Annotated in this window: 14 protein-coding genes; 11 read left to right on the top strand and 3 right to left on the bottom strand. The window is 51.1% G+C overall.

What is annotated here, in order from left to right:
- Nucleotides 1-95 precede the first annotated feature (95 nt).
- The 10 genes from MKX51_RS24280 to MKX51_RS24235 all read left to right on the top strand — a co-directional run bounded on the left by MKX51_RS24280 (nucleotide 96) and on the right by MKX51_RS24235 (nucleotide 15,797).
- On the top strand, nucleotides 96-1,496 hold the full coding sequence (locus tag MKX51_RS24280) for a helix-turn-helix domain-containing protein (RefSeq protein ID WP_340994163.1): 1,401 nt from the start codon (nucleotides 96-98) through the stop codon (nucleotides 1,494-1,496).
- 505 nt (nucleotides 1,497-2,001) lie between these two features.
- Nucleotides 2,002-3,300, top strand: coding sequence for a transcriptional regulator (locus MKX51_RS24275; RefSeq protein ID WP_445322031.1), 1,299 nt, complete (start codon nucleotides 2,002-2,004; stop codon nucleotides 3,298-3,300).
- A 165-nt stretch (nucleotides 3,301-3,465) separates the two neighbouring features.
- Complete coding sequence (locus MKX51_RS24270) at nucleotides 3,466-3,618, top strand: hypothetical protein (protein ID WP_340994161.1); 153 nt, start codon at nucleotides 3,466-3,468, stop codon at nucleotides 3,616-3,618.
- A 77-nt stretch (nucleotides 3,619-3,695) separates the two neighbouring features.
- Nucleotides 3,696-5,480, top strand: coding sequence for an aminopeptidase P family protein (locus tag MKX51_RS24265; RefSeq protein ID WP_340994160.1), 1,785 nt, complete (start codon nucleotides 3,696-3,698; stop codon nucleotides 5,478-5,480).
- A 147-nt stretch (nucleotides 5,481-5,627) separates the two neighbouring features.
- Nucleotides 5,628-6,434, top strand: coding sequence for a Fic family protein (locus MKX51_RS24260; RefSeq protein WP_340994159.1), 807 nt, complete (start codon nucleotides 5,628-5,630; stop codon nucleotides 6,432-6,434).
- A gap of 32 nt (nucleotides 6,435-6,466) precedes the next feature.
- Nucleotides 6,467-6,838 (top strand): hypothetical protein, encoded by a 372-nt coding sequence (locus MKX51_RS24255; protein WP_340994158.1) that lies wholly within the window; start codon nucleotides 6,467-6,469, stop codon nucleotides 6,836-6,838.
- Between the two features lie 20 nt (nucleotides 6,839-6,858).
- Entirely contained in the window at nucleotides 6,859-7,086 is a 228-nt protein-coding gene (gene grpE, locus MKX51_RS24250) for a nucleotide exchange factor GrpE (protein ID WP_340994157.1), read from the top strand.
- Nucleotides 7,083-8,966, top strand: coding sequence for an Hsp70 family protein (locus MKX51_RS24245; RefSeq protein WP_340994156.1), 1,884 nt, complete (start codon nucleotides 7,083-7,085; stop codon nucleotides 8,964-8,966). The genes grpE and MKX51_RS24245 overlap by 4 nt, the downstream gene beginning before the upstream one ends.
- A gap of 12 nt (nucleotides 8,967-8,978) precedes the next feature.
- Nucleotides 8,979-10,259 (top strand): DnaJ domain-containing protein, encoded by a 1,281-nt coding sequence (locus MKX51_RS24240; RefSeq protein ID WP_340994155.1) that lies wholly within the window; start codon nucleotides 8,979-8,981, stop codon nucleotides 10,257-10,259.
- A 267-nt stretch (nucleotides 10,260-10,526) separates the two neighbouring features.
- Nucleotides 10,527-15,797: an S-layer homology domain-containing protein gene (locus tag MKX51_RS24235; RefSeq protein WP_340994154.1), complete on the top strand. Its 5,271-nt coding sequence runs from the start codon at nucleotides 10,527-10,529 to the stop codon at nucleotides 15,795-15,797.
- 95 nt (nucleotides 15,798-15,892) lie between these two features.
- On the opposite strand, the gene MKX51_RS24230 is transcribed toward MKX51_RS24235, so the two are convergent.
- The 3 genes from MKX51_RS24230 to MKX51_RS24220 all read right to left on the bottom strand — a co-directional run bounded on the left by MKX51_RS24230 (nucleotide 15,893) and on the right by MKX51_RS24220 (nucleotide 20,984).
- The gene (locus MKX51_RS24230; RefSeq protein ID WP_340994153.1) at nucleotides 15,893-19,048 is read right to left on the bottom strand and encodes a hybrid sensor histidine kinase/response regulator; all 3,156 of its coding nucleotides are present in this window, start codon (nucleotides 19,046-19,048) and stop codon (nucleotides 15,893-15,895) included.
- Between the two features lie 69 nt (nucleotides 19,049-19,117).
- The gene (locus MKX51_RS24225; RefSeq protein WP_340994152.1) at nucleotides 19,118-19,990 is read right to left on the bottom strand and encodes a DMT family transporter; all 873 of its coding nucleotides are present in this window, start codon (nucleotides 19,988-19,990) and stop codon (nucleotides 19,118-19,120) included.
- 25 nt (nucleotides 19,991-20,015) lie between these two features.
- The gene (locus MKX51_RS24220) at nucleotides 20,016-20,984 is read right to left on the bottom strand and encodes a metallophosphoesterase family protein (RefSeq protein ID WP_340994151.1); all 969 of its coding nucleotides are present in this window, start codon (nucleotides 20,982-20,984) and stop codon (nucleotides 20,016-20,018) included.
- A gap of 1,196 nt (nucleotides 20,985-22,180) precedes the next feature.
- On the opposite strand from MKX51_RS24220, the gene MKX51_RS24215 reads away from it, so the two are divergent.
- On the top strand, nucleotides 22,181-22,951 hold the full coding sequence (locus tag MKX51_RS24215) for a DeoR/GlpR family DNA-binding transcription regulator (RefSeq protein ID WP_340938619.1): 771 nt from the start codon (nucleotides 22,181-22,183) through the stop codon (nucleotides 22,949-22,951).
- Nucleotides 22,952-22,968 lie beyond the last annotated feature (17 nt).

Here is a 22,968-nt window from a genome sequence, read left to right as displayed (position 1 = left end):
GTACTCTATGTTATTGACCATTGGTATAATGTGACATATTATTACATCTATACAATAAACAAATAATTTTTGGATTCCAGTTAGGTGGTGTTTGCGTGGTCTCTACTACTAGAACGATGATTCGCGATCTATTAGCGTTGTATTTGTCGCAGAAGGGAATGTCTATTCATCAATTCTCCATACAATCCGGAATTAATTCAGGAACGCTCAGCCGGATACTTAGTGGTCACCAGCCCATTGCGATGAACCATCTGGAGCGAATTACCAAGGCAATGGATCTGCCGGAGGATCATTTCTATAGCTTATACGTGGATGAATGTTTCTATTTCTCGTCACCCACCTGGCGGCGTCTGCGGCCTTTTCTTGTGCGATCGGCTGAACTGGGCCGTCTGGATTGCGTTGAACAGGTGGTTCAGAATCTGCTGGAGAATCTGGTCTATGCCCCCATGCTGTTCGAAGTGGCTGAAGGACTGTTTCAAGAGGGGCTGTGGCAAGCTGCCGAGTTACTGTATAAGAATGTGAGTGTCAGTGAGAAGTATCAGAATTCCGAGAGACTGGCGATATGCCAATACCGTCTGTTCCGTATCGCCATTGGTGATGACCAGACGCGGAATTTACAGGCTGCGCACCTCTTCGAATGTTACCTGGACCGGCTGGATGAGGCGGATCAATTGGATGGATTGAAGCATCTCGCTCATGTATATGTTTCGCTGCATAAGTGGCATAAGGTGGATGAATTGATGCAGCAAATGCAGCAATTAGCGACTCTTCGTTATAATCTTCAGAGGCAGCCGAACCGCAGAGAGAGTAACGAGAAAAAAACCGAGAAACCTCTGTACTTCTATATCCTGTACGCGCAGCTTATCCGTTCAGCTGTGTGTAAGGAATTGGGAGATTTCAATTCGGCATTAGATTGGGTGTCCCTCTATATGGATGGGAGCTGGATACAGGAGGACAATGAAGAGGTGAAGCGGACTATGGCTCAGTTCCAGGAGTGGGGTACCGCAAACAGACTGCTCTATCAGGTGCTGGGAGGACAGTCCGAAGTACTCTCAGCATATGTCGAATATATTTCTCACCGACCAGATGAGATATTCATAGGGATATACAATATTATCTTGTCGGCTAACCGTTATGACTGGAATGTTGATTCTATTCTGGAGCGATTTGCTGCCTATATTCCTTACCGGACGTATTCTACAGAATTTGGCGATTATAACCGGCAGGTTATGTTGGACCAACACACTCAATTCCTTGCTGAAATGGCCACCTATTATTTACATAATAAGCGTAAAGAAGGTATTGGATTCATCCTGCAAAGTTTGGAATCGTCTGCTAGAATTAATAATGAGAGCAATATCATCAAATGTGTTGATCTGTTCGAGCAGCATCGGTATCTGGCAGATGAAGAAGAGAAAGAGCAATACAAACTTCTAATTAGAGAGGTGCAGGACTCCCATGAAAAGAAAATTTATCATTCTTCTAGCTTCCTGTAGTCTGGCTATTGCAATTATTATACCTTTTGGTACAACTGACCCCGTAGCAAACACCAGTACTCAAAGTCTTATTCAAATTATGAATCACGGTGTAGGTGGCGGTTGATGCTTACCGGGCAGCAAATACATTAAATATTAAGATGATTGGCAATGCCTTCGGCTACAATGGCCCGGAAGCGAAGGGTTCGCTGGAACAGATTAAGCGGTTGGTTCCGCTGATAAGGCACGACACCTTTGCGATGACAGAGCAGGTTCTACCGGGACGACAGAGACCTTATGAGACTACTAGGGTCTCTTTTTTTTTGCCATCATTGCAAACCGCTTGCCCGTAGTTCACGGATTATACTAATCTGTAGTATTCTAAATTATTGACGATTGGAATATTGTGACATATTATTGCAACTATAAAAGAAATTATATTGGATTCCAGTTAGGTGGTGTTTGCGTGGTCCCTACTAGAACTATGATTCGCGATCTATTAGCGTTGCATTTGTCGCAGAAGGGAATGCCTATTAATCAATTCTCGGGACAATCCGGAATTAATTCAGGAACGCTTAGCCGGATACTTAGTGGTCACCAGCCCATTGCTATGAATCATCTGGAGCGAATCACCCGGGCGATGGATCTGCCGGAGGATCATTTCTACAGTTTATATGTGGATGAATGTTTCTATTTCTCGTCACCCACCTGGCGGCGTCTGCGGCCTTTTCTTGTGCGCTCCGCTGAGCTGGGCCGTCTGGATTGCGTTGAACAGGTGGTCCAGAATCTGCTGGAGAATCTGGTCTATGCCCCCATGCTGTTCGAAGTGGCTGAAGGACTGTTTCAAGAGGGGCTGTGGCAAGCTGCCGAATTGCTGTATAAGAATGTGAGTGCCAGCGAGAAGTACCAGAATTCCGAGAGACTTGCGGTATGCCAATACCGTCTATTCCGAATCGCCATTGGTGATGACCAGACGCGGAATTTGCAGGCGGCGCATATCTTCGAAGGTTACCTGGACCGGCTGGATGAAGCGGATCAATTGGAGGGATTGAAGCATCTCGCTCATGTATATTTTTCATTGCATAAGTGGCATAAGGTGGATGAGCTGGCGAAAAAGATGCTGCAATTAGCAACTATTCGTTATAATCTCCAGCGCCATTCGGATCGTAGAGAGAGTAACGAGAAAAAAACCGAGAAACCCCTGTACTTCTACATCCTGTACGCACAGCTTATCCGTTCAAATGTATGTGAGCAAATGGGAGACTACCCATCGGCATTAGATTGGGTGTCACTCTATATGGATGGAACCTGGATACAGGAAGACGATGAAGAAGTGAAGCGGACTGTGGCTCAGTTCCAGGAGTGGGGTACCGCGAACAGACTGCTCTATCGGGTGATGGCAGGACAATATGAGGCTCTCTCTGAATATGTTGAACATATCTCCCACCGACCAGATGAGATATTTACAGCGTTATACAGTATTGTCTTGTCGGCTAACCGCTACGATTGGAAGGTTGATTCTATTCTGGAGCGTTTTGCTTCCTATATTCCTTACCGGACAGATCTTGCAGAATATGGGGTTCTTCATAACAAACAAATCATAACCAACCAATACACCCAATTCCTCGCTGAATTAGCAGCCTATTATTTAAATAACAAGCGCAAAGAAGGAATTGGATTTATCCTGCAAAGTTTGGAAACCTCCGCTAGAATCAATAACGAGAGCAATGTAATCAAATGTGTCGATCTGTTTGGGCAGCATCGGAATCAAGCAAATGAAGAAGAGAACGAACAATATAAAGTTCAAATTGGAGCATACCTTTAAATCAATGGGTTCACTGGAGCGGATCAAGCGTTGGTTCCGCAGATAAGGCGATTTTGGGAAACTGGTGGTAACCTTAAGGCTCCGTCTCCACAATGCGACAAACAAACCAGGTATCCCGGTCTATAATTAGGAGCAAATCTATTTATAGTCTGGGAGAAATGGACCATGCCCAATTATTATTTTAGGGAAGTGTGGACACCGTTGCGCTTGTTCGGGATCAGATTCTACCGGGATGACCAGGACCGGCTGTGGATGAAGAAGGGGAAGCAGCGGCGGAAGCTGGTACGGAAAGAGGACAATGAGACGATGGAGACCTGAGGGTCTTCATCTTTTTTTATAGGAAATGCAGGTGTATGATGATTCAGTAGACTAGATAGAGAGAAGGAGATGCTGATATGTTGCCTAAAGAGAAAGTACATAAGCTAAGAGAATGGATGGCGGAGCGCGGGGTAGAGGCCTGTGTGGTACCCAGCGGGGATGCTCACATTAGTGAATATGAGGGGGAGCATTGGAAAAGCCGCCGCTGGATTACCGGGTTCACCGGTTCCGCCGGAACGGCTGTGATTACGGCAACGGATGCGGGTCTGTGGACGGATGGCAGGTATTATATTCAGGCGGAGCGGGAGCTGGAAGGCTCGGGTATCCGTCTGTTCCGTATGGCTGAGCCGGGCGTGCCGCAATGGGATGAATGGCTGGCCGAGCAATTGCCGCAAGGCGCACGTATGGCCGTAGATGGCAGAACGTTGTCTGTAACCGCTATGAAGGGCTTGCAGGCCAAGTTCGCGGAGAAAGGGATTCAGACGATCACAGACCTCGACCCCGTAGGGGCGATCTGGACGGACAGACCGGCCATTCCGGCCGAGCCGCTAATGCTGCATGATGAACAATATGCGGGCCTCAGCCGGGTGGACAAGCTGGCGCAGGTCCGGCTGGCAATGAAGCGTAAGGGCGCTGATTATTATGTGCTGTCCGCGCTGGATGATCTGTGCTGGCTGTTCAACATCCGGGGACGGGATATCCCGTTCAATCCGTATGTGACCGCTTTTGCCGTAGTAGGGGTACATCATGCAATCTTGTTCGCCGGAGGACATAAAGCCACCCCGGAAGATAAGGATACGCTGGCCAGGGATGGCGTGGAGATCAGGGAGTATGATGACATCCTACCGTTCCTGCAGACGCTCCCGGAAGCGGCCTCCGTGCTGTACGATCCGAATAAAACCGGATATAGTCTGGCGGCTGCGATCCCGGACTCCGCTCGTATCATTGAAGCGCCGGGTCTTGTGGTGGCCCTTAAGTCGATCAAGAACGAGGTGGAGATCCGGAATATCCGTGATGTCTATTTGAAGGATGCGGCCGCCCTGGTGGGACTGTTCAAATGGCTGCAGGAGACCGTTCCGCTTCGTCCGGTGACTGAGCTTGAAGCCGATGAGAAGGGGCTGGAGCTGCGGCGGCAGCAGCCTTTGTTCGCTGAGCTAAGCTTCTCCAGTATCTCTGCCTACGGCGCGAATGCTGCGATGATGCACTACTCGCCGTCCGCCGATCATCCGGTAGAGCTGGAAGCCAGAGGCCTGTATCTGCTGGATTCGGGCTCGCACTTCCAGAACGGGACAACGGATATTACCCGCACACTGGCGCTTGGCGCGCTGACGGATGAGGAGAAGAGAGATTTTACACTGGTGCTGAAGTCTGTGATTGCGCTGTCTACGTCTAAGTTCCTCTACGGCTCCACCGGATCTACCCTCGACATTCTTGCCCGTAAGCCGATGTGGGACAACGGCCTCGATTACAAGTGCGGCACCGGACATGGGGTGGGCTATTACTCCAATGTGCATGAGGAGCCGCAGCGGTTCAGCTTCAAGCCGAATGAGGTCCGCCTGGAGCCTGGGATGATCATCACGGTAGAGCCGGGAGTCTATAAGGAAGGCCGTCATGGTATCCGTACGGAGAACACACTGCTGATTACGGAGGATGTGACTACGGAGTTCGGAAGATTCCTGAAGTTTGAAGACCTCTGTTATTTGCCGATCGATACCCGGGCGATTGAGCCGTCTATGCTAAGCAGGGAGGAGCTGGACTGGGTGAATCATTATCATGCTGAGGTGTACGATAAGCTGGCTCCGCTGCTGGATGAGGAGCACCGGGCGTGGCTGAAGCGGGAGACGGCGGGATTGGGGTTGTGAGGAATAGCAGAATTGAAACGGCGGGGACCTTGGGGTCTTCGTCTTTTTTTGTGATGGGTTGGGGAGGATCCGTTATACGTATTATAGAATTAATGTTAAAATGAAAAATTAGGATGAAGAACTTTCTGTAGAGCAGGAGGAATTGAAATGCCAGGTTATGATCCGGAGCGATTAAATAAGTTTCCCCAATTGACAGGCTCTCAAAGCAAACAACTTCAGGAGGCCTCTTTGAGATATCCACTAGAGTCTTTTCTGACGAACTACCGAAATGTAGAGGAGATTGGAATTGATTTTGTATATTCTTCTGCTAAATTAGAGGGAAATACATACTCCAAAGTGGACACCATCAATCTTTTGAAACTGGGTATTACAGCGGGTGGTAAGTTATATTCTGATGCACAAATGATTATCAATTTACGGGATGCCTATAATTTTGTGCTTACTTCAAAAGATAAAGCAATAGATCGTAATTTCGTAACTGATGTGCATTCTATCTTGGCTAAGGATTTATTACCGGCGGCAAATTGTGGAGCTCCCCGTGAAGATTCAGTCAGAATATCTGGAACGGATTATTCTCCCCCTGTGGGCAGGGATTACTTAAATGAGGAATTAAAGTATCTGCTTGAGGTAGCTGGGACCGTCAAGAATCCGTTTGAACGCGCCATTTATCTGAAGCTTAATCTCTGTTATCTGCAGTACTTTCAAGACATTAATAAACGGACCGCACGTATGGTGCAGACATTCTCGCTACTGGGCAATGGAGAAATGCCTCTGCTGGCAGGATATGTGAAGAGTAGCGGTTATATTGAAGCAATTTTAGAGTATTACAATACAGGAAGTTATGTGCCATATCTATCATGGTTTGTATCTTCATACAAGCAAATGATCAAGTCTTTAACTGAGCCGCCGACAATCACGAAATCGAGATCAGTGGATCTGCGGAATAATAACTGAATTCTTACAAGGTGTTAGATAGGAGGCGTATTATGTGGTTCGGTAAACGGCTGGATGCCGTGCGTGCAGAAGTTCAGGGGCTGCGTACCTTAATGGAGAGTAAGGCCGTGGAAGCGGATGGACAGTTGACTGGGATAGCTGAGCAGGGGAATAAGCTGGCACGGCTTACGTATAAGAACGGCAAAGACACAGCGGACAAGCTGGAGCGCCTAGGCAGCCTGCTGGAGCGGCAGGAGTCGGGCTGGAAAGCGGCCTATGAGCAGGAGCAGGCACAGCGGCGGCAGAGTGCTGCGGCGCTGCAATCCACGGCAGAGGCTATAGTTAGCTGGCTGGAGATCTGGATGCCATCACGGCTGGACGCAACGAGCAAGGGGGGAGCGCTTCCGATGGCTGGGGGCAGCTGACCCGTCACTGGCAGGAGCAGATGCTCGGGCAATTATCTCAGCTCGGGCTTAAGGAGATTGTGGTGCTTGGGCATGTGTTCGATCCTGTTCTATGTGAGGCGGCCGGTACTGTTCCTGCATCGGCGGATTTCGGAACTGCAGTACCTTATCAGGTGATGTCCGTCTTAAGAAGAGGCTACCGGCTGGAAGATGGCAGTCTGTACCGCAAGGCTCAAGTCATAACATTGTCCAAGGAGGGGCAGTCATGAATCAGGAATATACAAGCCATCCTGTCGTAGGGATTGACCTGGGGACTACTAACTCCGCTATTGCTTACATTCGCGGCGGTAAGCCGGAGCTTATTGCATCGGCGGCCGGGCAATACCTGCTGCCTTCTGTGGTGCTGATTGATCCGAAGGGCAACATTATCGTGGGACAGGATGCCAGAGATGCGCTGGTGGCTATGCCCGACCGCTCAATTGCTGCCGTTAAGCGGAAGATGGGATCGGCTGAAGAGTTTGTCCTGGCGGGGCAGACCTTCACACCGGAGGAAATATCCGCCTTGATTCTCAAAGAGCTGAAGCGGCGGGCGGATGAACTATACGGTGAAGGGGAGAAGGAAGCCGTGATCACTGTACCGGCCTACTTCACCGATGAGCAGCGAAGAGCCACAAAGCTTGCGGGTGAATTGGCCGGCTTTCTGGTTGAGCGAATTATTAACGAGCCCACGGCGGCAGCACTTTCTTTTGGTCTAGATCATCTGGAGGAGGACCGGACTTTTCTGGTATATGATTTAGGCGGAGGGACCTTTGATGTATCTATTGTGGAGATGTTCAGCGGTGTGCTGGAAGTAAAAGCATCTTCGGGTGACCGCATGCTCGGAGGCGAGGACTTCGACTGGCGGCTGGTAGACTGGTTCTCGGAGCAGATGCTCGCTGAGCATGGAGTTGATCCCCGGCTGGATATCAGGGGCAAGGCTCTGCTTAAGGAAGAGGCCGAGCGGGTTAAGATGGCCCTCAGTACCGAGGAGAGCATCACGATATCCCTTCCGCTGGTTACCGTCAAGGATAATCATCCGCTTGGGCTGACGGTAGAAGTCACCCGTGCCCGATTCGTTTCACTAATTGAAGATCCGATAGACCAGACTCTGGAACGGGTCCAGGAGGTCATCCGGGACGCTGAGCTCACGGTGAAGGATATTGATGAGGTGCTGCTGGTTGGAGGCTCGACCCGTATTCCGCTGGTTAGAGACCGCATCTCGGCCTTACTGGGCAGGATGCCCCGCTCCGATGTCCATCCGGACGAAGCAGTAGCACTGGGTGCTGCTGTACAAGCGGGGTTGAAGGCTGGTCTGCTCTCGGAAAGCGGTCTGATTGCTACGGATGTGGCTCCCTTTTCCATGGGGATTGCGGTTCTTGCTGAAGGCCCGAGGGGCAGAGCGCGTCCCGGTGGCTTCTCGCCGATCATCTCCAGGAACACTGTAATTCCTGTAACACGATCGCAGAAGTTCTATACCTCCGAGATGGGTCAAACTGCTGTAGAGATTGAAATTTACCAGGGTGAGCATGAATGGGTGAAGCATAATCATCGGCTGGGTGAATTCATTCTGGAGGGTATTCCGGAGAATTGGAAGGCTCATGAAGCAGTCGAAGTTACTTTCCGCTATAATCTCAATGGGATTCTGGAGGTGGCGGCGCGCAGCGTAAGCTCGGGGGAAGAGATGTCGATTACCGTGCAGGATGCACTGAATCGCTTGAATCGCCAAGAGTTCGAGGAGAGCGTTCAGCGACTGGAGCAGTTGTGGTTGGATGTTCCTCAGGGGATTGAAGAAGATGACGACCTTGAGGAAATGAATGAGAGCCTTATGGAGGATTGGGATCTGCTGGACGAACTTCCTGAGGATCTGGATGATCCGGATGAGGATTGGGATCTGCCTGAGGATGACGAAGCGCCGACCATGGTGCATGAGGAGGGCAAGGTGCTGGTACGACAGGCCCGGGAAGTGCTGGAAGGTGTGGAGACAAGCTTACAGGAGAAGCTGCTCGCGGCCATTCTGGAGCTGGAGCAAGTTCTGCAGGACGAAGAGGTGGACAGAATAAGACAGGCTATGAATCAAGTCACCGACCTGCTGATTGACGCCGAATTATAGGAGGCTTGAAGTATGAATACATCATCATCAACTGCGCCAAGACATGGTGCGCGCATAAGATCCAAGCAGGGAAACGCGGCTGGCGTGAATTATTACAAGCTGCTGGGGGTGCGGGTGAACGCGACTCAGCAATCGATTAAGGCTGCTTATGTTGCCAAGATCAAGGAATTCCCGCCGGAGCGTTATCCGGAGGAATTCCAGAATATCCGCAAGGCTTACGATGCTCTGCGTGATCCTGCCCGGCGGGCGGAATATGATTTCACGCGCAAATATGGCGACTCCGTGGAAGGGATTCTCTATCAGGCTGGGGAGGCGTTCGCTTCAGGGGATTATTTGCTGGCGGAAGAGCTATATCTGAAGGCGCTGGAGACCCATCCGGGCCATTCAGGGGCAGGTGTCTCTTTGTCTATGTTGTATCTTGCGGATAACAAGCTGAGTGCCTTCAACCGGGTGTGGAAGGGGTTGGAGTCACATATTTCCACTCCCCGGGATATGGTTACGGCCACTCTCGTTAAGTTCCGCATTCTGATTGATTACGAGCGAATGGAAAAGGCGTTGAGCGTTATGCGGTCGCTGGACAAGAAATACAGGTCCTGGCGGCGACTCTTTATTATGGATTACGCTGATATTCTGATCTATAACGGTCTGAAGGATGAGGCCTGGAGACTATTTGAAGAGACGGCAGAGGAACTGGATGAGGAGCCGGATAAGGAGATCCAGGCTGAGCTGGCAGAGGAAACGCTGAATTTCTACATTCATTGGACCTTGCTGATGTTTCATGTTAACAAAATGCAGTTCTGGAACAAGCTCAAGCAGCGCATCCGCGCGTATCTGCGTTCTTTGCCTGAAGGTGAAGAAAGGGAGCAGGCTGTAGAGCAACTGTTGGAGCAAAGCCGAGTCCTATCGGATAGCAATGCTTATAAAGAAGCCCTGACTTTTGCGGATCTGGCTTATTATACCGCTCCGAAGAATCAGGAGGTGCTGGAGCAGCGCAGTCAAGCCCAGGCAGGGACGAAGCTGATTCTGGAGATTGACCGGCTGATGAGAGATAAGCAGATCTATCCCGGTATCAAAATGCAGGCAGTCTCCTTCTTCAAGGATGAGATCCTCAGGAAGACTGAAGGGGAAGCAGAGGAAATGGATAATGCTCTCCTTCCAATGGATCTTATCGATGGTCTGGGCGGACCGGGAACAGCCGATTATTTCATGGAGGAAGGCATTCGTCAAATGAAACGCAAATATCCGCAGGTCTATAAGGTATATCAGAAGCAGTGGGACAAGCTGCTGGGCTGAGAGTGATAATAGTAGAACAAGAACGACGGGGATCTTAGAGTCTTCGTCTTTTTTGTATGTTTTTGGAATTGATTTCAGACAAAATGTGACAAACCCCCGGCGTAAAGTTAACTTTCCGGGACCCTGTTAAGGAAGTAATAGACATTTTCGCGAAAAAAATGTAACATCCTTGTTGTGAGTCTTCTTAATAGGATTAACTGGGGAGGGAGTAATAATATAACTATAAGGTAAAATGTGTTGATTGAACTGGGGAGAAGGAGATGAAGTATGTATTCGCAGAAATTAAGAACGGCAGTTTCCATGGTTCTGGTTGTATTATTATCGTTATTCAGTGTGCCTGAGGTATCAGCCGCCTCGTTCAGGGCAGGGGTAGTCTCGAATGACCGGCTCCCGGACGGCACACAAAAGATTATGGTCAATAGTGTAGTAGATGTGACTTATAGCGATCTGAAGGTTCTGAATGAGGTTAAGTTCGTACTTATGAAAGAAGATGTGGAGATAGCCAGTAAGGTGAAGGCGAGAAGTGAAGCCAAGCTGACTGTGCTGGATGCAGTGTATACTTCTATGGAGTACAATTATCTTTCTTTTGAAGGGCTGGCTGCCGGTGAAGAATATTCTCTTCATGCCGAATATACGGGCGGGCAGGGGCTGGTGATGACACCTCCACAGAGCATCCGTGTGCCTTCAGCTACGGGCATTGATATCTCTGTAGAACGGATGACGAAGGATTCCAATACATATGAAAGTGCTACACAATCGGAGGTCCGCAGCGATGATAAGAATGTAAGGCTTACCATCCTGAATAATGGTGTTCCGCTTGTGAATGGATCTGTGGCGGTATGGATGAATTATCAGTCCTTTAACTATACCACGGATGCGAACGGACAGATTCAGCTTAGGGATAATCATCAATTATATATGAATAGTCCGGTAATGTTCGTATTGCTTAAGCAGGGAAGCGAACAGTATGAGGCTAAGCCTATCTATGTAACTGACCGGGAGCAAGCGGGTACGTATATGGTGGCTGTCCGTTATCTGGATGCCAAGGGGAAGCTGTTCACCCAGCCGTTTCTGACCAACTCCGGTCTCAGGGGATTGGCGAATCAGTTTGCTGTGCCGGGATATACGGTGCTGGTATTCAGAACGGGAGAGGTGCCTGGAGACTATAAAGCTTATATAGCTACTGAGAACCGTGAAGCTTATATGTTCCAGATTCCTGCCTCTTCATTGTACGCAACGGAAGAAGGGCTACACAAAGAAATCATCAAGGATGCCAGTGACTACAGCCGGATTAGCTTCCGTGCTTCCTTGGATGGTGAGCCTGTATATGTAGAGAACTATTCTCTCATTGATAATACCAGGTACAAACAGATTGACGATGCTAGAGGTTCTCAGCTCTTTTTCGGGCAAAGTATCTATCTGGAGAAGAATAAGGAATATGAATTCACGTCGCTTGCAAGAAATCGTGATACCGGCGTCAATATCTTATTCCGTAATAAAATTACGCCAACCGAAGCAAAACATGAAATATTCTATGAGGGTCATTCCCGGGATTTCAGCAAGCTGCAACTTCAGATACCGGCTATGGGGATGGGACATGGTAAAATAAATATTTCTTATCTGAACGAAAGATATAACTATAACCAGATCAGTATGGGTCTTGCCGTAGATGATCATCTGTATGTACCTAAGGGCGAACAAATTCACCGTCTGACGGCAAACACCACTTTTGGCGGTACGGATTCTAGCAGCAACCCGAATGAACTTGTACTGAATTCGTATTTCACTCCGGTTGACGATGAGTATAACATCCGTGGCGGCAGTACTTTTAAGGCCGGGATCAGTCTCCTGGTGCCAGGCTCCAGTTACTATGATGGGGCTGAAATCCGCAATCAGGTTGTTCTGGGTGAGGGTGTGAATATTCTGGTGAAAGTGACAGATGAGTATGAGAATCGTCTGGATCTCAGCAGTAATTATAAGCTGATCATCACAGATGAGAGCGGCGCAGTGATCTCGGATGAATCTCTGTATTGGTCCACTGAGGAACAGGAAGGGAAGCTGCAGCGGATCAACATGCGGAATTGGAAGCCTGCCAAATCAGGGACGTATAAGGTTCAATTATTCCCAAACACTTATAAAAATGGTGGTTATGTTCTGGGAGAATTGCTGAGTGAGGCCGAGCTGAAGGTTCTGCCGAAGAACGAATTGGATATAGAGATTAGAGACAATGATGGCAAGCTGGTGGATCTGGTAGACAAGCCATACCTGACCGTTGACCAGGCGCAGAAGGTAATGATTACTGTACGCCAGCATGATACGGGTGCCCAGGGGCAACCGGTGGCTGGAGTGCAAATCAGCGGTTATGGGGAGGTGCTTGGCACCACCGATGAGCAGGGAACGTTCACCATTCCGGCTGACAAGGCTGTTTATATAGGTGAGCTGTACTTTAAGAAAGCTGATTATTTATCTAAAAGTGTGAACGTAGCGGTGATTAATCCGCAATCGCAGGCTGTCATCCGTGTGCGGGGCCTCGATAAGGCTGAAGGCGGCAACTATGCGGGCGGGGTTCCGCTGGATGATGCGAATATCCAGGTTACAGTGAAAAGAAGCGACGGGATTTCTTACGTTGTCAATTCTTATATTCGAACTCCTGGGTCGCAGGGATTCCTGGTGGTAGATTCTCCTTCATCCGTAGATGTAGACTTCATGCGATATAACCGAAGCCATAACGGAGTGGAGGCCAAATACGGTTACTACATGTTTGGCTCCATTAACACAGAACCCGGCAAGGATTATTCGCTGGTGCTGGACGCCAGACAAGAGCTTCAGGAAGTCAGCAAGGTTATATTGGATCAGCCGACAGATGAGCTGTATGTGGTACGCCAGGATTTGGCAGGGGCAGATTATATTCCTTATGTGATCGACAACAATCCTGCAGGTGAGAATTATTTCTACGCAACTCAAGGAACCTACAGTATGCTGGCACATACCCGGTCAGACACTTTTGTATACCGTGATAAGGTTGTAATCGGTGCAGGAGACAATAGCTTGTCGATGGATGACAGTGCGTCCGCGCTGGCTACGCTGGTGGCGCCTGAATCGGGAACCATCTATGCGGTTAAATATACGACACCGGGCCAATCGACACTCCAAGGCTATGCGTTCAATGCCAATCAGGTGCAAATTACCCCTGGCGATGTAGTAGTATCTGTAGACCAAATCAAGGGTGCCATCGAATACCAATACGATATTCATTTCGCACCTGGAACGCTGCAGGCAGGTACACTCACCCAGATTACACCACTGGCCTTGAAAGGGCTGGATATTGTGGGGTTGCAGAATGGTAAATTAATCAGGCCCGCTGGTTCGACCTTGCTTGAGATTGGACTGGTCGATACGGCAGGCAACTCCATCGGACAAATCAAGAAGCCGCAAATTCTGGTTGCCAATGGCGGAACAAGCAGTGGCAGCATGAGTCTGTACCCGGACAAGGCTACTTATGAGATTCAGAACGAAGCGGGGAAAGTGCTATCCAAAGAGGCCTTTCTGGCATACCCGCTAAGAGCAATTACTTATGATAATACAGATAACAAGCTTTTGGCTGACGGTACTTATGTGATCAAAGCTTCGATGACTATTGATGGACAGACCTATACCCTGGACAAAAAAGTAATCCTGGAGTCGACTGGGGGTACTGTGGTTAATCCGGCCCCGAACCCGCCGGGAAGCGATAATGGAGGTAGCGGCGGCAATACCGGTACGAATCCAAATCCTGCACCGGCACCAGGAGGCAGCGGGCCAGGAGAACCTGGACCTGCAGCAACACCGGCTGCTCCTGCTCCGGCTGCGGTAACAGGGACTGACGCGAACGTTCAGCAGCAGAATGACAAGCTGCAGGACTTGCTGAAGAACACCTCCAGCTCCGCAGCAGAGAAGGCTTCTGCTGCCCAGAATGCGCTGTCCAGCATTGCCGAGTCACTCAAATCGGCTAATACGCCTGAACAAGCTGAACAGAACAGTAAGAGTCTGTCTCAGGCTATGGATACGGCAGCACAGCTCCTGGGAACTATTCAGGATTCCACAGAGAAACAGAAGATTGTGAGTTCAATTACTCAATTGATAGGAAGTGCGCCTTATTTACTGAACAAGCTGGATAGCTCCAGCAAGGCAGTAGAAGTTGCCCAGGCCCTTATTAATAATGCTGCTGCAGTGCTGAGCAATGCGCAGGGCATCACGGCTGAAGAGGTTCAGAAGCTGAAGGATGCTGTTATTCATTCCAGCCAGGCCGCGCTTAACAAGGCTGGCGAAGTTACAATTGCCAAAGAAAATGTAAGTGTAGAAGGAAATGCCGTCTCTTCACAGCTGGATTCGGGATTTATCAGCGCACAGATTGAAACGGCCAAGAAGGCATTAGCATCAGTCGCTGGAGAGCTGACAAGCAAGCTTGGGGCAGGAACAGCTGCTGACCTCAAGCTGAGCCTGACGGTGAAGGTACCTCCGGTGGATAAAGGTATTCATAAGCTGAATACCACACTTCCATCCGAGATTCTCACGCTGGTGCGGGAGAATGATATTGCCGGATTGAAGATTCAAATGGACCAGACGGCATTTACCATTGAGCCGGATACCTTCGGTAAGGTTGAGGCAGGCCAGAAAATTAATCTGGCAGCAGAAGTTGTACAGAATGCTGTGATTAACAAACCCCGCCAGGCAGAACCGCTGGCTAACATCCCTGTGATGGAATTCAGTGCTTCTGTTGGCGGCCAGCCGGTGAAGAGCTTCGCTAAGCCGATCGATGTGACCTTTGATGTGTCAGCCATTGATATTTCGAAATATTCAGAGGCGAATCTGGAGAATCTGACCGTGTACGTCCTGAATGAGAAGAGTCTTACCTGGGAAGCGGTTGGGGGTAAATATGATCCTGTTACTCAAACTGTAACTGCGCCGAGAGGACACTTCAGCAAGTACACGGTGATGCTTGGAGCTGCTGCATTCACAGATGTGCCTGCCAATCACTGGGCAGTTAAAGAGATCAACTACCTGCTGACCAAGGGCATCGTGGATGAGGGCGGAGTATTCGCTCCATTTGACAAGATTACCCGCCAGCAATTTGCGGCAATGATCGCCAGAGCTTACGGGCTGAATGGGGAAGGGCTAATCTTGCCGTTCAAGGATATTAAGACAACGAATCCTTATGCGGATGAGATTGCTGCGGCTTATGCAGCCGGGATCATTAACGGCAAATCACCGGCTGCTTTTGACCCTGAGGCAACCATCACACGTGAAGAGATTGCAACAATGCTTGCACGTGCACTTACAGCGTATAACGGTAAATCAGCTGTTGCCCAGCCGGCAGCAGTGATTGCAGCCTTCACAGATGGAGCCAAAATATCGAAATGGGCGGCATCCAGTGTGGCGTTGACCAAGAGTATGCATCTGTTCGAAGGCTTCGGGGATCAGAGCTTCCGCCCTGCCCAGACCGCCAGTAAAGCAGAGGCGGCTGCCTTGATCTACCGGTTGTATCAGTTGAAATATTAAATTATATCTAAACTCAAAAAAGCAGCGGTTCTCCCGGTATTGGAGAATCGCTGCTTTGTGTTGTGGTCGACAGTCTGGGCTGTATAACTACAGGATCACTCCCGCCTCCGCTCAGGAATCACAAAGGATACTGTAGTGCCAGCCCCGGGCTGGCTGCGGATGACGAGGCCTTCGCCGTAGAGCTGGGTCAGGCGCCGGTTGGTGTTCAGCAGGCCGATGCCGCGGTGGGCCTGGAAGGTGTCGTCGAGCAGACGGGCCACCTGTTCCTCGCTCATGCCCTTGCCGTTATCCTCCACCTCGAAGGAGGTGTATCCCTCCTGGCGGTGAATGCGGATCTGGAGCTTGCCTCCGGCTTTGCGGCTCAGCAGGCCGTGTCTGACGGCATTTTCAACTAAGGGCTGAAGGGTGAGCGGAGGAAGCAGCAGCTCGATGCCCGGATCAACCTCCCATTCGATCTGTAGACGTTCCTCGAAGCGCGCCTTCTCAATGAAGAGATAGGATTCTACCAGCTCCAGCTCATGGGAGAGTCCAACGAGCTGCTGCGAATTCATATAATCGAAGCTGATGCGCAGGTAGGAGGAGAAGGCTTCTCCGAGATCGCGCATCTTCGGCTGGTCGAATTCACTCAGCGCCATCAGCGCGTTCAGCGTGTTGAACAGGAAGTGCGGCTGAATCTGTGCCTGCAGGTAAGCTGCCTCCATCCGCAGGCTCTGGTTGATGGACTGCTTCAGTCCGGTCAGCGAGCGGACCCGGTACTTCAGCTCCAGTGCGTCCACCGGCTTGGCGACATAATCGTTGGCCCCGGCCAGGAAGCCGGTATAGATGTCCGCTGGCTGGTTGCGGGCGGTGAGCAGCAGGATCGGCAGCTCCGAGAGGGAGAAGCGCTGCCGGACGATCCGTGTTAATTCATAGCCGGACATGTATGGCATCATCACATCGGCGATCAGCAGATCCCACGGCTCGGTGCCAAGCAGCTCCAAGGCTTCCCCGGCGCTGGTGGCGGTGACCAATTGATAATGCTCTGCCGAGAGCATGCTGGAGAGCACCTTCAGATTGACCGGATCATCATCGACAGCCAGGATCAGAGACTTGGCCGACTGCGAGGCATCCTGTATCTGCGGCGGAGCCGTTAACTCTATAGGGACTGTGAGATTGCGGATATCCGCCTGCTGTAATAACAGCCGGCCTTCCTCAAGCAGCAGTCCCTTCAGATCCGGGTGGTCCGGCTGCCTTGCGGCGGCTGATTCCTGATCCGTCATCTCCCGGGCCACGGCAGAGGATGCCAGCGGAAGGGTGAAGGTGAACACCGAGCCTTTACCCGGCTCTGAATCAACCGTGAGGTCTCCTCCGTGCAGCTCGGTCAGCTGCTTGCTGATGCTTAAGCCGAGACCGATGCCGCCGCCGTCAATGATGCCTTTGCTGCCTTGCTCATAAGGCGAGAAGATCCGCGTCTGCGTCTCCTTGTCGATCCCTGCTCCGGTATCAGCTACGCTGATCCATGCAAGCTTGCCGTCGGCTGCAGCGGATACGGTGACCGTTCCGGTCTGCGTGTACTTGATGGCATTGTGCAGCAGGTTATAGAGGATCTGTACAATCCGCTTCTCATCCCCCCAGACCGGCGGCAATGAAGCGGGAAGCTCATTACGCAGCTGGAGCCGTTTGCCTTCGATCATGAATTCGAACATTCCCAGCACGCCTGAGACCAGTGAACCCATGGTTAGCGGCTCCCGCTGGAGAATAATCCGCTTCTCCTCCAGACGGGTCACATCGAGCAGATCGTTAAGCATCAGGGACATTCTGCGGCTGATGGTAATGAGCAGCTCCAGATCCTTATAGCTTTGTTCGTCCAGCGAAGCTTGTTCCTTGGAGGCTACGGTCTGGGCAATGCTGATGATGCCGTGCAGCGGTGTCCGCAGCTCATGGGAGGTATTCGCCAGGAACTGGTCTTTCTTCTGGTCGCTCTCCTTGAGCTGCTGGTTGAGCAGGCGGTTCTCCTCTGCATTGCGGAAGTACCGCTTGAACCAGTAGGAGGAGAAGCCGATAATGGCGGCAATGACATCTATAGGATAATACAGGATACTGCCTTTGGCATTCGACTCCATGGCCCCGCCAATGACGCTGGAGCCGATGGCGGCGGCGGCAAACAGCAGGAAGAAGGAATCCTGCTCCTGCCGCATGACCATCCGTCCGATAGAATAGATGACTCCGACTACCGGAAGCAGGTAGAGGACGGAGAAGAAGGGTCTGGCATAGACCACGTAATGTGCCGGTAAGATCAGAACATAGGCGGTATAGAGCAGCAGAACCAGCAGATAGATTTTGAACAGCCAGCCAGGACGCTCGTAGGCAGAGAAGCTGCGTGTCAGCAGCAGCATGAACAGCGATAACGCAGGATAGGCCAGCAGTTTGAGCTTCAGCGCCCAGGTATAGTTAATAGGGAACCAGAGCAGCAGGATCGTATCGTTATCGGCTACAATGGTCGTTGCTACTGCCAGCAGCAGGAGGAAGAAGAGCAGGAATGACCGCTGCCGCCGGTTAAAAAAGAATAAAATCCCCGCATACAGCGCATGCAGCAGCATGATCATGAACGCCACCAGCTGGAAGCCGAGTGAATACATCCGTTCGCTATCCACCGCGGCTTGGGAGCCGAAACGGATCGACCTCACAATCCCGCCCTCCAGCGGATGGTCGTAGTTAGCTGCCCGGACCAGGAGAACAATCTCCTGTCTTCCTGGATTCTCGTAGGCTGCGGTGTAAGAGACCGCCTTAGGGATGTAGTCCCCGCTATCCGTGGACAGCTTCCCGAAGCTGGTCTCTCTCTGCCCGTTAATATCAATGCTGGAGGCGGCTTGAATCCGCTGAATCCAGAAGCCGTAAGGCTCGGTCTGTGACGGATCTACCAGAATCCGCAGCCTGTATGTACCATAGCCCAGAGAGGATTGCGCCCCTTCCGGGAATCCGCTGCTCCAGTCACCGGGAACCTTGACAACTTGCGGCGTGTCCGCAGCAAGTAGGGCGGAATCCTCATAGCCCAGGAATTCACCGGGATAGAACTCCCATTCTCCATCCAGCTGAATGGACGGGGAATGCCCGAAGTCCCAGCCCCGCATATCCAGTACCCCTTGCTGTGCCTCGGGATGCTCAGACGCTGTATTGGCATTGAACCACAGATAGCGCAGACTGATCAGAATGGTTAGATAGAGAAGCAGCAAAAGAGCATGCTTGGGATTGAATCTGGCTTTTGTCTTCATTAGGTGTGTACTCATCGAGGTTATCTTCATCATACGGTTTCAATTCGACATCTGTGATCCTTATCCTGCTTACCCCCAAATGCCAATTAGCAGAATGCCGCAGAAAATGACAACCGAGCATATCATCCGCCGCAGGCCCTGACGCTCCTTCAAGAGAAGCACGCCGAGGAGAGTAGCGAATATCGTACCGATCTCCCGCAGCGGGCTGATATGGGCGAGCGGCGCCTGCTGAAGTGCGAACAGGAACAGCAGATAGGAGCCCGGATTCAGCACGCTGCCCAGCAGAATGGTGAACTTGTTGCGGCGCCACTCTTCGAGCAGCTTCCGCGATCTCAGGACCGCAGGGGTCAGTCCGGCAACGAAGCCGATATTGGTCACCTCAAGCAGCGCGAGCGGCGACATATGCTGAAGGTTCAGCTTATCGACGAATACGTAGCAGGTGGTGCATAATCCTACGCAGAGGGCCATGAGTACCGGTGTATAGTAGCCTAAGGGGGTGCCGGGGGCGGAGGAAGCCGGGAGGCTTCTTCTTGCGCCGATTCCGCTGAGGACAGCGAAGCCGCCTAGCATGCAGCAGATCCCGATCCAGCCGTAGACAGACAAGGATTCCTTCAGGAAAATAACGCCGATCAGCGGAATAAGCAGCGTGCTTGTCCCCCGCATCACCGGGTAGATCTGGGACAGGTCGCCCATCTCATAGGTTATGGATAACAGCCAGGAATATAAGGCCTGCAGCGCCACAGACAGCAGCAGCAGGGCGTAAGCACCGGCGGCCAGCGGCTGTGTCCACAGCTCGATCAGCAGGACCGGCAGCAGCAGCACCGTGGAGACCATCATGATCAACCACAGGAAGATACTTTTATTCAGGCTTCTTTTGGTGAACATGCTCCACACCGCGTGGCACATTCCGGAAGCCAGCACCAAAAGAATTGGCAGCAGCATGGATAGTCAACCCCTCAGGAAGTAGTTAGTGTTGTGAATCGGCAGCAGAGAGAGGCGTATGGGCAGGCTGTTCAGTGCACCGGGAGCCGTCTGCCAGACGGAGCCAGGTGTCGAAGGACGGATGGTCCTGCTCTAGACGGATGATGCGCGCGCCCCGCTTGAGGTTGTCGTGCCCGTAGGTATTATAGCCGGTTGCCCGGCCATAGCTGAGGCGGATGCCATGCAGTGTGCCGGTGAAATCATTGATATGGTCATGTCCGCAAAAAGTGCCTGCCACATCGCCCATCTCTACGAGCGTAGCGAATAACCCTGAATTCAGAACCGGAGCGCAGACCCGTTCATACTTATGTCCGTAGCAGACCTGGGTGTTCCACATCTCGTCATATTCGGGCAGCGGGATATGGAAGAACGCCAGTGCTTGCCGCTTCGCCTGACCTTCTCCGGGATTCAGCCGCGCAGACTGCTCTGCCAGCCAATCCATCTGGTTGCGCCGGACCCAGCTATACCCGGGAATCTGCTCCAGCGGAGAGTAGGCACCTGTATCGAGCATATAGAGGATGGCTCCCGCATGATTGCCCGCGCCCTCAATCTCCAGGACGTAATTGCTTGAACCGGCAAGCTCCGCCGGACCAGCCTCAGCCAGACAGTACGGAGACTCCTGCGCAATCTCCATCAGCTCGCTGTAGGTCACTCCGTTCTCCGTGTCATGGTTACCGAATACGAACGCCCAAGGCACACCGGAATTCACTACAGCAGCCACTGCATCGCGGAAGGCCTGCTTGGGGTCCTGGCAAGGCAGCTCGCCTTCACGGACCGGACCCGTATAGATCGTATCTCCTGTGAAAATAACCAGGTCCGGCTGCTCCGCCTTCAGCACCAGCTCCATCAGCTCCCGGGTCTGCTGATCCTCTGCTCTTCCATCCATCCAGTGGAGGTCGGTGAACTGTGCAATGGTGAAGGTGCCGTCTGGCCGAAATGATAATTTACTGTTCATGCGGGAAATCCCCTCTCTTGTCACTTACGGGAGTGTTGTTGATTTATCTTTCTTCATGTTGTTTCATGTTGATTTTAGGCTCGGATGGTTATTCTGTCAAGCTTCATTTCGTGCTGGTTGTATTCTCTGCAATAGAATTAGCACGATATTAGGCAAAAGCTCATTCTGCTGTAGTTCATACATTAGATTTCACTAATATAGCTTCAAAACCTCCTCTTAGCAGAATTCTAGTGTACAAAGTGCAGCAGAGGCCATTTTTCGGACGATTTTGGAGTAATCTGCTGTATGAAGTACAATGTGTGCTAGACCTACATAGCTACCAAGGATATTTCTGTGGCAGGGGTCTCGCATTGACAAGTGGAATTCAGATTCATATACTGGTGAAAACAACATCAATAAACTAAAAACAACATTTTGACTAGAGATACCCAACATACATTTGAGTTTACTAACTAGTACCTTATCGTATTTTAAAATAGTGGAGCAGACGCAATACCCCTTCAAATTACATCTTCCAAGCGGGCCTTGTTCTTCAGGGGCGTTTGGCTTAGCGTACCGGACTGAGGTGCTCTTATTTGGGAAGAAAGTCGCCAATTGGGCGAGTAACGGACTCCACAGGCCTTATCCTTTGCACTTCAACTCCGAAACGTCTCATAGAGAGACTATAAGGTCCACTGGGTCCGTTAAGCCGCAAAAAGTGGCGTTTTCGCGGGGATAAGATCTCTCCGGTCCGTTAGATTTTGGGTTTTATTCTGATGCTCTACTAGTTCGTGCAGCAGAATGTATGCTGTTTTTCGCATACATTGGTCCTGGTTACTTTCGCGTAAGCAGAATGTATGCTGTTTTTCGCATACATTGGTCCTGATACCTTCTCGTAAGCAGAATATATGCTGTTTTTCGCATATATTGGTCCTGGTTACTTTCGCGCAAGCAGAATGTATGCTGTTTTTCGCATATATTGGTCCTGGTTACCTTCGCGCAAGCAGAATGTATGCTGTTTTTCGCATACATCGGGCCGGATTACCTTCGTGCAGCAGCCGTCACCGGATTTCTCCCGCAAGAAGTGGCTGAATCAAGGGAATCTGGGACAACAGCGGCTGGAGGGGCAACTATTCTCTGGTGTCACGGCCAATCCCAACATAGAAAAAATAAAAGTACAATCTATATAAAATCCACAACGATAGGAGGAAGCTTGGATGTCGCTGACCTATGAAGAACGCAAGCACACGATTCTCGCCCAGCTGGAGCTTGAGGGGAAGGTGCAGGTGCATTTTCTCGCGGAGCGGTTCGGGGTGACGACGGAGACGATCCGGCGCGATCTCGACCGGCTGGAGAAGGAAGGGCGGCTGCGCAAGGTGTACGGGGGAGCGGTACGCATCCGCTCGGAGAATCATGAGCCTACGTTCATGAAGCGCGCCCAGATGCATCTGCCGGGCAAGCAGGCCATCGGCAGGCTGGCAGCCTCACTTATTCAAGATGGCGAGACGGTTATCCTCGACAACGGGACAACGACCCTTGAGATTATGCGCGCGCTGAAGGAACGTGGACAGGTGACGGTGATTACGAACTCTGTTCCTGTGCTGAACTGTGCGCTGGAGCAGTTTGCGGGGAAGGTTATTTTTGCCGGGGGCGAGGTGAATGCAGGGTATCAGGCAGCAGTAGGGGGCACCGCCCATGATCTGCTGGGTCAGTTCAAGGTGAATAAGGCGTTCATCTCTGCCGGAGGAATCTCGCTCTCGGAGGGGATCACCGACTACCACCTGGAGGAAGCCCTCATCTCCCGCAAAATGATGGAACGGGCCGAGGAATCCATTCTGGTCGCGGATCATTCCAAATTCGGCATCACTACCTTTGCCCAGATCGCTCCGCTGGAGCATATCTCCATGGTTCTGACCGACAGCGGCTGCTCTGCGGAATGGAAGGATACCTTTGCCCGGCTGGATATCGAGCTGCTGACCGGGGCGTAACGTAGAGTTATGCAATA

It is taken from the genome of Paenibacillus sp. FSL M7-0420, from assembly GCF_038002345.1.
Classification (GTDB): domain Bacteria; phylum Bacillota; class Bacilli; order Paenibacillales; family Paenibacillaceae; genus Paenibacillus_AQ.
Note: the sequence above shows the minus strand (reverse complement) of the source record. Positions and strands in the feature narration are given on the sequence as shown.

What these genes read in the sequence shown, in the direction of transcription:
- MKX51_RS24275 (WP_445322031.1), top strand. Translation starts at nt 2,002, where the DNA reads ATGCCTATTAATCAATTCTCGGGACAATCCGGAATTAATTCAGGAACG.
- MKX51_RS24270 (WP_340994161.1), top strand. Translation starts at nt 3,466, where the DNA reads ATGCCCAATTATTATTTTAGGGAAGTGTGGACACCGTTGCGCTTGTTC.
- MKX51_RS24265 (WP_340994160.1), top strand. Translation starts at nt 3,696, where the DNA reads ATGTTGCCTAAAGAGAAAGTACATAAGCTAAGAGAATGGATGGCGGAG.
- MKX51_RS24260 (WP_340994159.1), top strand. Translation starts at nt 5,628, where the DNA reads ATGCCAGGTTATGATCCGGAGCGATTAAATAAGTTTCCCCAATTGACA.
- MKX51_RS24255 (WP_340994158.1), top strand. Translation starts at nt 6,467, where the DNA reads ATGTGGTTCGGTAAACGGCTGGATGCCGTGCGTGCAGAAGTTCAGGGG.
- grpE (WP_340994157.1), top strand. Translation starts at nt 6,859, where the DNA reads ATGCTCGGGCAATTATCTCAGCTCGGGCTTAAGGAGATTGTGGTGCTT.
- MKX51_RS24245 (WP_340994156.1), top strand. Translation starts at nt 7,083, where the DNA reads ATGAATCAGGAATATACAAGCCATCCTGTCGTAGGGATTGACCTGGGG.
- MKX51_RS24240 (WP_340994155.1), top strand. Translation starts at nt 8,979, where the DNA reads ATGAATACATCATCATCAACTGCGCCAAGACATGGTGCGCGCATAAGA.
- MKX51_RS24235 (WP_340994154.1), top strand. Translation starts at nt 10,527, where the DNA reads ATGTATTCGCAGAAATTAAGAACGGCAGTTTCCATGGTTCTGGTTGTA.
- MKX51_RS24230 (WP_340994153.1), bottom strand. Translation starts at nt 19,048, where the DNA reads ATGAAGACAAAAGCCAGATTCAATCCCAAGCATGCTCTTTTGCTGCTT.
- MKX51_RS24225 (WP_340994152.1), bottom strand. Translation starts at nt 19,990, where the DNA reads ATGCTGCTGCCAATTCTTTTGGTGCTGGCTTCCGGAATGTGCCACGCG.
- MKX51_RS24220 (WP_340994151.1), bottom strand. Translation starts at nt 20,984, where the DNA reads ATGAACAGTAAATTATCATTTCGGCCAGACGGCACCTTCACCATTGCA.
- MKX51_RS24215 (WP_340938619.1), top strand. Translation starts at nt 22,181, where the DNA reads ATGTCGCTGACCTATGAAGAACGCAAGCACACGATTCTCGCCCAGCTG.